The 14,092-nt window shown below is 37.2% G+C and carries 13 protein-coding genes; 4 read left to right on the top strand and 9 right to left on the bottom strand.

Annotated features, from left to right (window positions below; genetic code table 11):
• Window positions 1–170: 170 nt before the first annotated feature.
• Genes NAG76_22790 through NAG76_22805 form a run of 4 tightly spaced genes read right to left on the bottom strand, consistent with a single transcriptional unit; the run spans window position 171 to window position 4,248 of the window.
• On the bottom strand, window positions 171–806 hold the full coding sequence (locus tag NAG76_22790) for a nitroreductase family protein (GenBank protein URN94608.1): 636 nt from the start codon (window positions 804–806) through the stop codon (window positions 171–173).
• Window positions 807–830: 24 nt separating this feature from the next.
• The gene (locus tag NAG76_22795; protein ID URN94609.1) at window positions 831–1,211 is read right to left on the bottom strand and encodes a ferredoxin family protein; all 381 of its coding nucleotides are present in this window, start codon (window positions 1,209–1,211) and stop codon (window positions 831–833) included.
• Window positions 1,208–2,905: an FAD-binding protein gene (locus NAG76_22800; protein ID URN94610.1), complete on the bottom strand. Its 1,698-nt coding sequence runs from the start codon at window positions 2,903–2,905 to the stop codon at window positions 1,208–1,210. The genes NAG76_22795 and NAG76_22800 overlap by 4 nt, the downstream gene beginning before the upstream one ends.
• On the bottom strand, window positions 2,902–4,248 hold the full coding sequence (locus NAG76_22805) for an extracellular solute-binding protein (GenBank protein ID URN94611.1): 1,347 nt from the start codon (window positions 4,246–4,248) through the stop codon (window positions 2,902–2,904). Before NAG76_22805 ends, NAG76_22800 begins: the two co-directional genes overlap by 4 nt.
• A gap of 564 nt (window positions 4,249–4,812) precedes the next feature.
• Here NAG76_22805 and NAG76_22810 point away from each other — a divergent pair.
• Window positions 4,813–6,201, top strand: coding sequence for an extracellular solute-binding protein (locus tag NAG76_22810; GenBank protein ID URN94612.1), 1,389 nt, complete (start codon window positions 4,813–4,815; stop codon window positions 6,199–6,201).
• Window positions 6,202–6,492: 291 nt separating this feature from the next.
• A complete protein-coding gene (locus tag NAG76_22815) occupies window positions 6,493–7,536 on the top strand; it encodes a hypothetical protein (GenBank protein ID URN94613.1) in 1,044 nt (347 codons plus the stop codon).
• A 56-nt stretch (window positions 7,537–7,592) separates the two neighbouring features.
• Here NAG76_22815 and NAG76_22820 read toward each other — a convergent pair whose 3' ends face one another.
• The 3 genes from NAG76_22820 to NAG76_22830 form a co-directional block, all read right to left on the bottom strand.
• Window positions 7,593–8,543: an MBL fold metallo-hydrolase gene (locus NAG76_22820; protein URN96915.1), complete on the bottom strand. Its 951-nt coding sequence runs from the start codon at window positions 8,541–8,543 to the stop codon at window positions 7,593–7,595.
• Between the two features lie 213 nt (window positions 8,544–8,756).
• On the bottom strand, window positions 8,757–9,464 hold the full coding sequence (locus NAG76_22825; protein URN94614.1) for a polysaccharide deacetylase family protein: 708 nt from the start codon (window positions 9,462–9,464) through the stop codon (window positions 8,757–8,759).
• 101 nt (window positions 9,465–9,565) lie between these two features.
• The gene (locus NAG76_22830) at window positions 9,566–11,032 is read right to left on the bottom strand and encodes an HD-GYP domain-containing protein (GenBank protein ID URN94615.1); all 1,467 of its coding nucleotides are present in this window, start codon (window positions 11,030–11,032) and stop codon (window positions 9,566–9,568) included.
• A gap of 191 nt (window positions 11,033–11,223) precedes the next feature.
• Here NAG76_22830 and NAG76_22835 point away from each other — a divergent pair, with 191 nt between their 5' ends.
• Entirely contained in the window at window positions 11,224–11,532 is a 309-nt protein-coding gene (locus tag NAG76_22835; protein URN94616.1) for a hypothetical protein, read from the top strand.
• A gap of 132 nt (window positions 11,533–11,664) precedes the next feature.
• Here the strand turns inward: NAG76_22835 and NAG76_22840 are convergent, their stop codons facing one another.
• Both NAG76_22840 and NAG76_22845 read right to left on the bottom strand, forming a co-directional pair.
• Window positions 11,665–11,964, bottom strand: a complete 300-nt coding sequence (locus NAG76_22840) for an MTH1187 family thiamine-binding protein (GenBank protein ID URN94617.1) — start codon at window positions 11,962–11,964, stop codon at window positions 11,665–11,667.
• A gap of 76 nt (window positions 11,965–12,040) precedes the next feature.
• On the bottom strand, window positions 12,041–12,898 hold the full coding sequence (locus tag NAG76_22845; GenBank protein ID URN94618.1) for a LysR family transcriptional regulator: 858 nt from the start codon (window positions 12,896–12,898) through the stop codon (window positions 12,041–12,043).
• Between the two features lie 108 nt (window positions 12,899–13,006).
• On the opposite strand from NAG76_22845, the gene NAG76_22850 reads away from it, so the two are divergent.
• Entirely contained in the window at window positions 13,007–13,981 is a 975-nt protein-coding gene (locus tag NAG76_22850) for a putative sulfate exporter family transporter (GenBank protein URN94619.1), read from the top strand.
• Window positions 13,982–14,092 lie beyond the last annotated feature (111 nt).

Genomic DNA, 14,092 nt, shown 5'->3' on the forward strand with positions numbered 1-14,092 from the left:
TAATAGACAAAGAGCGCTCCTGATTAACTCAGAAACGCTCTCCGTTTGTACGGTTGTGCACATTAAAACTATTCATATGTGTTTAATCGGATATAATTATTGAATTCAATATAGCACGACTAAACATTACATTCAATACCTAAAATTTCAAATTTAATCTTTATTTTCGATTAATGATTACCTGGTAGTATAATTGGCAATATGCTATCCTCTAATGCTTTTCTTTGACTTGGTTTTTCTGCTTCATGAAAACTTTCATCTAGATCCTCTAGCGTTCCTCTAACACCTAAAGAAATAACAGCATGTAGTTCGATGTCACCTGGTATAGCTAACAATCTTCTAGCTTCTTCTCGATCAAACCCACCAATTGCTCTCGTATTCAAGCCCAATGCACTAGCTTGGTAAGCAAGTGTAGCCCAAGCTGCGCCTGCATCAAAAGCGTGAGAACTTTGTAGTTTTCCTTCATTATTAAACTTAGCTGAAGTAACAAGAATAAATACAGCTGCCTTATGTGACCATACACGATTACGAGGGTTAATGAATTGCTGAAATAATTCCTTCTCCTGTTCGGTTTTCGCAACATAAAAGCGCCACGGTTGTGCATTGCTGCCAGAAGGTGCCCATCTTGCAGCTTCTAAAACTGTATATAACTGATCATCTGAAATTGCTTCATTAGCAAATGAACGAGAGGACCATCGATTTAATATAATCGGATGTACAGGTTTTGCAGTAGCTCGATGTTCTAAAACCTCTTTACGATATTGAATAACAGTTTGTTCTTGTTCCAATCGACTAGTTGTTGACATTACTAACCATCTCCTCTATTTTTATTATCGACCAAATGGAGAATCCACATCGGATATCCCTCTTGCCTTCAACACTTTTTCTGGTAAGATTCTGTTGATAAATGGGGTTTGATCGATTGAAGCAATCTTCACACGACCTGGTCCCCAACCAATTGTTTTTCTCCAGCTACCAAGTACATCATCATTGGCTAACTGTAATTCATCAACCTCAATCGCTTCATCCGCATAGGGAGACACATATAATGCATCTACAGGGCAATAAGCTTCACATATAAAGCAAGTTTGGCAATCATCTTGACGAGCAATCACTGGTACATCCTCTGTCTTATCAAAGACGTTAGTTGGGCACACTTTAACGCACATGTTACATCCAATGCAACGACTATCACTAACCAACTCTATCATTTCGCTTGCACTTCCTTTTTGAGTAGCTCTTGATATTTTTCTACCTTATCTATAAATGAAGTATCATAACTGACTTGAATTTCCTCTAATCCAGACACTATAATGCGATGATGCTGATTCGGGTCTTGTTCAGGATACTCTGTGAATGTATGCAAACCTCTTCCCCGCGTCTCTTTTCGTGCTAGTGCAGCCGTATAAATCCAGCGTGCTGTGGCAGCCATTGCGGCTGCTTCTCTTGCATGAACAACATCATGAATGGATTCTACTTTTTGGTGCTGAACTTTTGGCCACAGCTCATGTAGTGAATTAAGTGACTCTTGTATGCCTGATTCGCTACGGAAATAATTCTTCTCAAGCGGTAATATCTCGTTTTGAATGGCTTTAACTAGCTCTTTAATTACTACATCGGTCTGAGCATCATTTGAAGTTGTTGGTCTTAGTTTTGAAGTTGGTGGTGTATCTTCATTTTGTGTGGCTTGTGTCGTACTTTCTGCATGAAGTCCATATTTACCAGCTCTCTGCAATTCACGATCTCCCAATAAACTAGCTTTCTCTTTAGCATAATGTGCGGCACCTTCGCCTGACCAAGTACCAGAACAAATAGCCCAAGAAGCATTGAAAGCACCGCCACCCGATGCAGCACCTGTAATTCGCTCCCTTGTAGCTGCATCTCCAGCAGCATACAAACCAGGTACAGTAGTTCCACAATCATCCGTTACAATCCGCAGTCCGCCTGTTCCTCGAACAGTACCTTCATAACGAAGTGTAAGAGGAAACATATCCGTAAAGACATTAATGCCTGCTCGATCATACGGTAAGAAGAAGATTGAATGTGCTGAGCGCAAAATCGCTTGTTTTTCTGGTGTATCTGCTTTATTCATCATCGCGTAGACTGATCCACCATTTAGTAGTCTTTTTGCTAAGAAATCTCCACCGCGATCTCCACCTAACTCATTTCCATCCTCGTCATAATAAGTTGCCCAGCCAAGTAATCTTCCACGAGTAGGGGAACTATAAGCAGCACTTGGTGCATATTGACGACTAAACTCCATACCTGATAGTTCTGCTCCAACCTCGGCACCCATCAGATATCCATCGCCTGTAAGCACATTACACCCTAAACCTTTACTTAAAAATGCACAGCCACCGGTAGCAATAACAACGGCACCTGCTTTTATTTCCCATTCCTTATTCTGTTGACGAAGTACACCTCTTGCTCCGCCCACCCCATGTTCATCCACTAGTAATTCTAGTGCGGGAGCATGATCTAATACAGTTACTCCTGCTTTTTTTACTTGTTTACGCATCAGTGCCATATATTCTGGTCCATGAAGATGATTACGTTGAGCATCACCTTTTTCATCTTTTACAAATGGATATCCCCATTGCTCAATTCGATCTAAATTAATATAAACTTGATCCAGTACACGGTATATCCAGTCAGGTTCTGATAGAAAACCACCAGAATTCATTCGCATGTCTACAGCAGTATCTCTTAATGCTTGATCTGGAGGTAAATATAATAGATTTGTTCCGCCAGGTGCTGTTGCACCACTTGAGCCTAGGTATCCTTTATCAACTAGAATTACTTTTGCTCCTGTTTGGGCTGCACTCCATGCAGCCCATGCTCCTGCTGGACCTCCTCCAATGACTAATACATCAGCAGTATAATATTTGATGTTTTCGTTACTCATCTAGTAGCCTCCCATGCTTTTATTAAACGATCACTTTCTTCTTTCCCTGCTCGCAATGCAGAGACGACATCCTTTCCGTTAAACGCTATATCTTGAGATATCGCATCTAATACTTTACCAAGCTTACCGTCAAGTGGATGTGGTGTACTATTAGCAATAGCAGTCAGTTTAAACACATTTTCAATCTTCTTACCTTTAAGAACTTCAACGTCTGCTCCAAATTCTTTTTCCAGTTCTGGGTTTATAATAGAAGGAACACGGCCATTTCTTGCTACTAATCTTTGAGTTTCATCCGACAATACATTAGATACTACTAAAAATGCATCCTCGATGTTATCACCCTGATTAGAGACAATTAGAGAATGAATACTTCCTGGCACCTTTTCATCTCCAAAGTGTGCAGCTGGGGCAATATCCCAATCTAACTCAATTCCTTCCTTACGAAGTTCTTCCAATGGTCCAATCATATTGGCTAGAAAAGCATGACGAATCGCTAATCTACGTTCTTGCATAAATTGTGTGCGATCGTATACTAGTTCTTGATTTTCTCCAATAAAGCCTGGAATTTCATATTGTTGCTTTAGTAGTTCAAAAACTTGTTCCAATTGTTCATCTCCAAGAGTAGATTGGTCTGTTGCAGGATCAACATTAGCTAGTTTTAAGCTTCGTGCTAAATTACTAGCGCCTCCGACATCAATACCTAAGTATTGAACACCATTATCAACACGGGTCAATTGGCGACCAATTTCCAACCATTGTTGCCAAGTTTGTGGCTCATCCGATGGGTATGGAATGTTAAATTTATCGAAAATTTCCTTGTTGTAATACGTAATGAATAAGTTGAATGATAACGGCACTGCTATAATTGATTGATCATCTGTATAGCTTTGAATAGATTCAACAATTGCTGGTTTGACCGTTGTGAAATCTACATTATGCTTCGCGATCAGTTCATCCAACGGTTGAACAATGCCAATATCTAAGAAGCGATAATAATTAGATCCCGTACTAGTATAAATAATGTCTGGCAAATTACCTGCAGCTAACAATTGTTCTGGAGTAACATCATCATCTGTGCGAATTCTTTCTAATGTAATGTGAGGATACTTCTCTTTCGTAGGCTGTACGATTAACTTATCAAATTCTGTATCTGTAATCGTGTTACCATAGTTCCAAAAAGTTAGAGTAACAGGTTCTCTTGTTTCTGCGATTTGCGAATCATTATTTGTATCTTCGCCTGCTTGAGTTACAGGTTGTTGTGTCACTTTCGTGTTTGCTCCACAAGCTGCAATCACCATAATTACTAAAACCATTACTACACTTAACAACGTAACTCTTCTCATATCTCTTCCTCCTTAAAACTTTTTGTTTACTTCCTTGAACAAACTTCTTTGAAATCAAAAAGTTCGCTTCGAAAGCATTAACTTAAAACTTTTTGTTTACTTCCTTGAACAAACTTCTTTGAAAACAAAAAAATGGAGATATCCACTTTCACATAGAACAACACTTTCGTGTGAACTATGAAAAGTTGAACATCTCCATCGATATGGTCAATGCTGACGGATAATACCAATAAAACCAACTGCTTTAGTTTGATTTTACCCATATTAACACCCATATTTTGGAGTGTCAATAGGCTAATATGCAAAATAGGCACTCAAGTTTTTATCTATATTATTTTTAAAATCGCTATTGACCTACCGTTATTTGGTAAGTATAATCATGGCTATATCCGAGTAAACAAATGTGTATTATGCAAATTAATCTCATAGATCAACCGTATAAGCGGAGATGCCTGATTCATAAAGCGTCTTCGCTTTTATGCATTTATATCAGGCAGAATGATACGAAGTATACATGTTTGTAACACTTGGTCTAATTTTACACATTGAGAGGGGATTATAACGATGAAGAAACAGACAATGAGAAATAAAAGTATTCCAACACTAGCATCCATACTAATGCTAAGTCTTTTTTTGTTCGGATGCGCAAATAATGCAACGAACAATCAATTACCAACAAATACGGAAGGCAAAAAAGAAACAACTACCACAGAAACTGCTACCCCTGAAAAACAACAATCACTTGATCCTGTTACCTTGACCTTCTATGTTGGCGGCGGGACATTAACAGACACAGAATTCGATTTGTTTTTTGTACAGCCAACGAAAGAAAAGTTTCCACATATCACTTTAGAAAAAATAGTTCCTGCTGAAGGTGTAACGCCTGCTGAGGTTTTACTTTCTAATGATCCACCAGATATTATCTATCAAACTAGTGGTTCATACTATGCATTCCAAGAACTAGAGGCATTAGCAGACTTAACGCCATTAGCTGAAAAATATGCTTTCGATACGAATCGTATTAAGCCCTACCTTCTTGAATCCGTATATAACTTCGCTAAAGATGGAGAACTCTTCACATTACCATTCTCTTCAAACTTAGCCGCTTTGTTCTATAACAAAGATATCTTTGATAAATTCCATGTTCCCTATCCCTCTGATGAACAAGTAACTTGGGATGAAATATTAGCTACTGCACAACAATTAACTCGTAATGAGGATGGTGTACAGTATATCGGAATTGATCTCAATAACGGCCCTGCAACTTTACAAGGTAGTTATGGTGTATCTACATTAGATCCAGAATCAGGTGAACCTATCTTACAATCGGAGCAATGGAGAAAAATCTTCGAGACCGTCGAGAAGAGTGTTAAGTTTCCTGGATATGTGCAAGGAGAAAAGTACCAGTACGACCGTAACTCATTCGTTATCGATCAGAATTTAGCGATGCGACCTACCTTATTAGCTAACTTAATTGGAACATTAGAAGAATTACGCGCTGAAGGTAAGCCGTTAAACTGGGGTCTCGCTCCTATCCCTAACTTCGAAGATAATCTTGGTCAAGGTAAAGTTGCTAATGTGCACTCCGTTTCTATCTCATCAGTAAGCAAACATCAAGATGAAGCCTTTCAAGTGTTAGCTAATATTTTATCTGATGAAGTACAACGTAAAGTTTCTCGAAATGGTCGAGTTCCTGCGATTGATAATCCGGAATTAGACAAAGAGTTTGGTGCAGATATCGAAGTGCTCAAAGGAATCAAAATTGAAAATATATTCAAAACAGAAACTCCTGTATTAGCTCAACATAGATGGGAAAATGATGTATCTGTACATGTGACTCAAGCTTTTACTGATATTGCACTAAATGGAATCGATGTTAATACTGCTATTCGTACCGCTGAAGACAATATCCGCAAAGATCTTGAAACCTTAAAGGTCACTAAACCGGAATAATTCTCCGATATATTTCATTTCACGTCATCATTTTCATTCCTCAGTAAGAAACCATCCTAATGTAATAGCCAGCTACCGATTCCCCCAATCGGTAGCTGGCTATCTTCTTATCGTATGTACATCTCCAACAAACAAGCGTCATCATTATTTTTCAACGGTTAATCTAATCGTATAATTACGTTGACCATTATTCACCAACATTTTATACTTAAACTAATACATCTTAATATCAGTCAGTCATTCTTAAATGAACAATTTGAGTTAACTATGTTTGAATGGGAGTGTATAACCATGTTCAAGCGCTATAGAAAGAACTTCAATTATTTTATTGGTCTAAGTTTGTTAATCATTATATGTGATCTTTTTATTATGAAATCTTCTCTACTACAAGACAATAATCAACTATTATCGATTGCACTATTATTAGATTTTGTCGTTGTCATACCGTTGTTGCTTTACTTTCTTATATACCGAAAGCTCCAGATAAAATTCATCTCAATTCTACCCTTTTGCCTTGTTGGCTATATCTCGCTAATGCTACTACTACCTTCAAGTAGTCAAGCTGTAATTGAAGTTATAAAATATATAATTATTCCTTTGGAGCTTGCGTTCATTAGTTATGAGATATACAAGCTTTCTCAAATTATTAACACTTATAGACGTAATCGCTCGGCTGAATCTCACCCCATCGAAACCCTTACTAAAAGTGTAGAAGTAACTTTCAATACTTCTAAACTCTCTGGTCTAATTGTTCATGAACTATCTGTCTTATACTATACTGTTCTCGCTTGGAGAAAAAAACCTTACACACAAGCTGACTCCACCGCATTTAGCTACCATAGAAATTCTAGCTGGCTTGTCCTCGTCCTGTTCTTATGTAAACTATTGATCATTGAGGGGGCTTTAGTTCATATTGTGCTTATGCAATGGTCACATATTGCTGCCTGGATTATTTCATTAGGGAATATCTATCTGATCTTTATGTTCATTGCTGATTATCGAGCGATGTGTCTCAATCCTATTCTACTGTTCAAACAAAAAGTAAGAATTCAATATGGAATTCAAATGCTAGCTTATATTGATATCAATAAAATATCATCTGTCTCCACAATTAACTATGAGAAACTCACTAATGATGAATTAAAAACAGCATTTACACCTCTTGCTATTGAACCCAATATCCTCATTACTTTGGATAATCAGATTACGATTAGTCGCATGTTTGGTAAACGACAACTAGTAGATCGAATATATCTTTTCGTAGATAACCCACGTGAGTTTCAAATCCAGTGTAATGATTCTATCGAGCGTATTAAACTTGATGATAAAATATAGTGATCATTACGATCAGAGTTAATTAGAACTTACAACATAATTAAAAGGGCAGCGATTTAATCGCTGCCCTTTATGCTCCACCATTCCTCAATTGGATATGAAACTGCACCAATGTGAACAGGCTCACCAATGCGAGGTGTAGCTATAGATACATTCCGTTCTTTCGCCGCCTTTACTGCACGTTCAACCGGATCCGTCCAAGCATGAAGTGATAATGTAAATGCTCCCCAATGTATGGGAATCATTACGTCTCCTCTTACGTCCAAATGCGCTTGAACCGTCTCCTCTGGAAACATATGAATTGATGCCCAATGCTCATTGTACTGACCACATTCCATTAAGGTCAGATCAAATGGGCCATACTTATCTCCGATCTCCTTGAAATGAGGTCCATAACCACTGTCGCCACTAAAAAATACTTTTGCTGATTGACCGCGAATAACCCAAGAACACCACAAAGTCGCGTTACTATCAGTTAGACTTCTACCTGAGAAATGTCTTGCTGGAGTACAGGTTAAGCTAATCCCCTCGTAAGTGAGTTCGTCCCACCAATCATGCTCCGTTATTATCTCAGCGTCGATTCCCCATTTAATTAGATGAGGCGCTACACCTAGCGGAACAATAAATCTCTTTACTTTGCTCTTCAATTTAATGATCGAGCCATAATCTAGATGATCATAATGATCATGAGAAATAATTACAGCGTCTATCGTTGGCAGCTGCTCGATTTCAAAAGGTAATGTTTTGCTGTATCGCTTACCACCTATTAACGGAACAGGTGATGGCGCTTTTCCAAACATCGGATCGAGCAATATTGTTTTTCCATCCAATTGCAGCAAAGAGGCAGAATGTCCGAACCATGTCAGTCGAGGTAGCTCTCCTGCAACAAAATGTTGCTCTTTCATTCGTGTAACTTTAAGCGGTTTACTTGGTCTTGAATTAGGATTTCCTTTAATATAATCAGCTATCATTCTCATTTTATCTTTATTTGAGTTTGCCACTACCATCGAAGTCGGAATGGCATTAACAAATTTTTTGTCTGCATAGTTCTTCGACTTACTCAGTTCGTGTCTACGTGCTGCAGACTGACTAGCTCCTAGCGGTGGATAATAACTTAAAAGCAAATAAATACACAATATAACTCCAACAATAATAATAACACCAATAAGCAACTATATTACCTCCAAGCTCTGCACTCTGCTCTATATTTAATATAGCACTTATTGTTTCATTACACTAATTCTAGGGGGAACAAATTCTACTCCCTCTTCTATAACATAATCGATAAGAATTTCAAAATAATTGGGTAATATTTTGTCAGTATTCTCATGATCATGGATGAGAACGATATGATTTATTTCCCGCTCTAACAAAGGAGCTCCTGTCTCTGGGTTTGGATCATGGATTCGATGCAAAATACTATCGAACGTAAAGTCAGTAGAATTATTCAATTGATATTCCATAAAGTCGAAAGTCCACAATGAATCTATATCCGTATTGAATTCATTATCTATATACCACTTAACATCAATCTGACTGTCATCTACTCTATTGTAGCCATGCTCATGTAAGTATTGCTGAATTAATGCTTTATTTTTCCCGCCTTTTGCTCCGTAAGGAAAGCGAAATAATTTATAAGTCCGCTCAATTCCAGCTGTTTGAAATAAACGATCAAGTAACGCTTCCTGCTTTTCAATCTCACTAATACATTCTTCGTATGAGAGGTCATTAAAATTAGGATGACTATAACTGTGATTACCGATAATTGCACCTTGTTGCAAAGCATATAGCCCTTCTTCAAAATGACTTTCTAATTGATGCCCATAGAAAAATAGAATCGGCATAATATTTTTAGATTTGAGATAGTCAATCATAGATGGTGTAAGTGTTGTTGGTCCGTCGTCGATTGTTAATATAGCTTTACTCATTATTAAGTCCCCTTTTCATTGAAAAAAGTCTGAACAGTATTATTGTTCGATCGCTTGAATTAAACATACAGGTTTATTGCAAATATTGTTGACTCGTAATATTACATATTTCTTGTTGCTTCATTGCTTAGAACATATTCATCTGAAGTGATTTTCTGTTCGTACTTATAAGTCACTTCTCGCTGAATATGAGGAACCCGTTCACATACCTTTTTCCAAGCTTCTACACAGACTGGATCGAAATGAATGCCTTTTTGTTCAATTAGAAAAAGTAAAGCATCTTCATGAGATAGCGCTTTACGATATGCTCGATCGGAAGTAAGTGCGTCATATACATCTGCAACTGCAACTATTCTCGCCATTCTCGGAATTTGTTCACCTCGGAGTTGATCAGGATATCCTGTACCGTTCCATTTTTCATGATGATGTCGAATGATTTCCAGTTCTTCTTTCATGAAGCCAAGTTTTCTACACATTTCATAGCCACTTAATGGATGTGATTCAATCACTTCCCGCTCCTCAGCAGTCAATTTCCCTGGTTTATTCAAAATATCATCTGGAATTTCTAGCTTTCCGATATCATGAATGATTGTTCCATGGGCTAACGCACGTAGCTGATCAGGTCTTAACTGTAGCTGCTCTGCAATTTTAAGTGCATAGACAGTAACTCTAAAGTTATGACCTGCTGTATAGTGATCCTTGCTTTCCGTAGCCATCATTAATGCTTTTACACTTGGAGAAATAGAATTCGTTATTCGCTCGTATGGATCAGTTGTAAATAATGCTCGCATCGCTTCAGCTAATGATCGATTTGCCACGTACTGCTTTATAAGTCCCCATAACATAATAATCATAGAAGCAAGCAGCAGGAAATGATAAATCCACCAGCTTATTCGCCAATTTTCTCCCATCACCATAATGATTTGAGCAACAATAAGCCAACCTGCACTATAGACGATCGCGATTTGCAACGGAAATCTTGAATAGGAATATGATTGAAAATATTGGTACATCGTATGTAAATTAAGCAGAGCTATAATAACGGTTACCGCATAGTTGATAGGATAAACATCGAGTTTCACAAAATTTAGTCCGTGAGGCATCAGCATTGCTAATGTTCCCATTAACGCTAACGTTATCGTCCATAGTGGAAGCAGTAATCTTTCATACTTTGCAAAAAAAATAACAATACGATGATCCGACGATAAAGTGGATAGCCATAACCATATTGTTGCTGCTACAACGCTTAGTGGAGCCATAACACCTGGTAAATGAGTTTGATGAATAATAAAGTTAGGTGTAGATAGACCGTGAACCATAAATATTTCGGCCAAGGAGATAAAGGCCAATGCGAGAAATCCGACTTTTATATTTCGTAATCGTCTTCCAGCTATTCCAATCAAAAAAGCAATAATAATTGCGAGAAAAGAAACTGCGCTAACAATGTAGAAATGACCTGTCGGTAAGGTTAGCATGAGATCCCATGATGGTTGTCTCCTCAACCACTCAAAAATAATATACGGAATAATAATTCCTAAGATCGGACCTCCAAGTCTTCGCATTGGCATGCTACTATCTCCTCTTATTAAACTGAATATATAAGATTAGTATACTATTGATATAGTATTTGGAAAATATTTATTTTAATGTATGATGAATACAATATTCCCTGTCTTATAACCATACATTTTCTCGCTTAATGACGCTATTTATAGTAATATAGTGACTTAGCTATACTAAATGATTATGGGGTGTATGAATGTCCATTATGTTCACTAAAGCAATTATTACTCGTCTTCAACGTGAGATTGCTGACATAGAAACGAAAACAATTAACGAAAAAAAGAAACAAGAAAAAGCCGAATCTAAAATAAACCAATTACAAAGAGATATGAAATTGAGCAAAACGCATAGTGAACTTAATAATAAAATGGCACGTATTAATAAGTTGAATGAAGAGATCAAAAACGCTAAACGTTCTCAAATAGATCTGTCTAAGCAGCTAACAACAAAGAAAGCATCATTGAAGCAGCATTTTGACAAAGAAGCAAAACAAGAGCAGCAATAAAAGTAAATAACTTTTATTGCTAATTAAGCAAACAAGCTAAGTGACGGCAAATACCGTTTCACTTAGCTTGTTTTTGTTTTGCATTAATAATTGGATATTTTATTTCGCTTACCTTTTCTTAACAACTATCTGTTATAGCTTCTCTTGAACAGAACGCAACTTTTGTTCCGATGAACTTTCTTTGTCTCGTCGATCATCAATTTTGATTGAAGTAGAAACACGTTGTGCATCCGTTTGGAATGGCGCTTCATGAATTGCTCTTATGGCAATAAATATATCATCCAATGAACCTTCAATAATTGTACTCATCGAAGTTAACGTATATTTTATATTTTTCTGTTGCTCTAGTACACGTTGTAAGTCCGCAACATAAGAACTCAAACTCGTACTTGCTGTTCCGATGGGAATAACAGTTACTTCTGCAATCGCCAATGCATTTCCCTCCTCATTCGCTACTTTAATATAAGTTCTAACTTTACTTTATCATGTGATAAGGAGGAAATAAACATTACAAATAACTGCAGCACTTGTGCAAATGTTGAGAGAACGCTTCAAACACTTTACTTCTTACTGCCTCTTTACGCTGAATACAGTAGAAATCGCGCACCATATTGAATTCAGCTTCGTTAATCGTAAATAATCTACCTTCTTCAAGTTCCCGCTGCACTGTCCATTTGGATAAGTAAGATATACCAATTCCAGCCATTACTGTTCCTTTAATTAATTGGGTACTGCCATACTCATACATTACCTTTGGCTTCAAGTGGAATTTAGTAAGAAATGCATTCATCGCTTCTCTAGTTCCCGAACCACGCTCTCGCACAATCCATGATTGCTCTTCGACATATACATCAGGACGATGTGCAACTACAACCATTTCGTCCTCAGCAATCTTCTGTAATAATAGCTGTGAGTGATCGACATAACCTTCTACGATACCAATATCAATTTGTTGCTTAACGATAGCGTTAGCAATTTCATGGGTATTATGTATATCTATTTTAGGAATAACATCTCTATAATCGTGCAAAAAACTTGCCAAAATATTCGGTAGTACATACTCTCCGAACGAATAACTGGCACCGATACGAAGTGGACCTTTTACTTCATGCAAGTAGTCATGTATCGCTTGCTCCATCTCACCATGCATATCTGCTAATTGACGAACATATCGTTCAACAATTTTCCCTGCCCCAGTGACATGCAGCTTTTTCGTCGAACGATCAAATAGTGTGACCCCGATCTCACTTTCTAGTTGCTTAACATACTGACTAATTGCAGGCTGCGTCATATATAATCGTTCTGCCGCTTTAGAGAAACTACCCGTTTCAATAATCGTTAAAAACACTTGATGTTTAGTATCCAATGAATCAGCTCCAATTATAAGTAATTACTTATATTAAGTATACATTATATTAATTTTTAATTATATATAATGTATTGTACTCTATTTATAGAGAGAGAGGCGAACATCATGACCATACGAAAATTATACGGAATACTACTACCAACAAGCTTAGCAGTTATTGCATATGCTTTCTCATATGTTCCTGGACTAACTTTAATTGGTCCACTTCCAATAGCCATTCTACTTGCAGTGTTGTTTCGGAATTTTATATATAATGCTGCCAAGTGGCAAGATGGTATTGACTTTAGTTCAAAGATCTTATTACGAATTGCGATCGTTCTTTATGGGGTTCGTTTGAATTTTATATTGTTATTTCAAGAAGGGTTATCATTGATCGGAACAGCTGTTATTGTCATCGCTTGTACATTTACAATTGTACTACTATTGGCAAAGTGGTTAAAAGTAGAGCAATCGATCGCATTATTACTTGCTACAGGAACTGCGATATGTGGAGCCGCTGCGATTGGTGCAGTATCTCCTATTATCAAATCCAATAAAAGTGATATAGCATTATCTGCAGCATTAATTGCGATAGTTGGAACATTATTTGCACTTGGTGCACCATTAGCTGAACAATGGATTCATTTATCTCCTGAGCAATATGGAACTTGGGTAGGCTACAGTGCACATGAAATTGCTCACGCTGCTTTAGCAGGTGATTACTTTGGAAACGATTCGTTAGCTAACGCATTTATGGCCAAGCTAAGTCGTGTATTTCTACTATTCCCTGTTACAATCATTTTTACTTGGTGGATGAATCGAAAAACTAAAGGAGCAACTGCCAAAGCAAGTTTTCCTTACTTCATTATCGGGTTCATCATTGTATCATTGATTAGCACTGCAGGATTCTACGTTGGATTTATGAATGAAGCAATTCAGACAAGTATTTCTTCTTTCGCTACATTTCTACTTGCCGTATCGATGGCGGCATTAGGTTTGTCTATAGATTTACGAAGTTTAACGAAAAAAGCTATTAAACCACTACTCTTGCTCATCGTGGCATCGATTAGTTTATACGGATTAACGTTATTATTAGTGTAGTGTTCAAAGAAAAAGAGACTAGGACAAAACTAATTATCTTATGATCTGAGCTGAACAATAAGCTAGACCTCATAAGATTTTAAATAGAACCCCGAACTATAACGAAATTCT

Source organism: Candidatus Pristimantibacillus lignocellulolyticus, from assembly GCA_023639215.1.
Taxonomy (GTDB): Bacteria; Bacillota; Bacilli; order Paenibacillales; family Paenibacillaceae; genus Pristimantibacillus; species Pristimantibacillus lignocellulolyticus.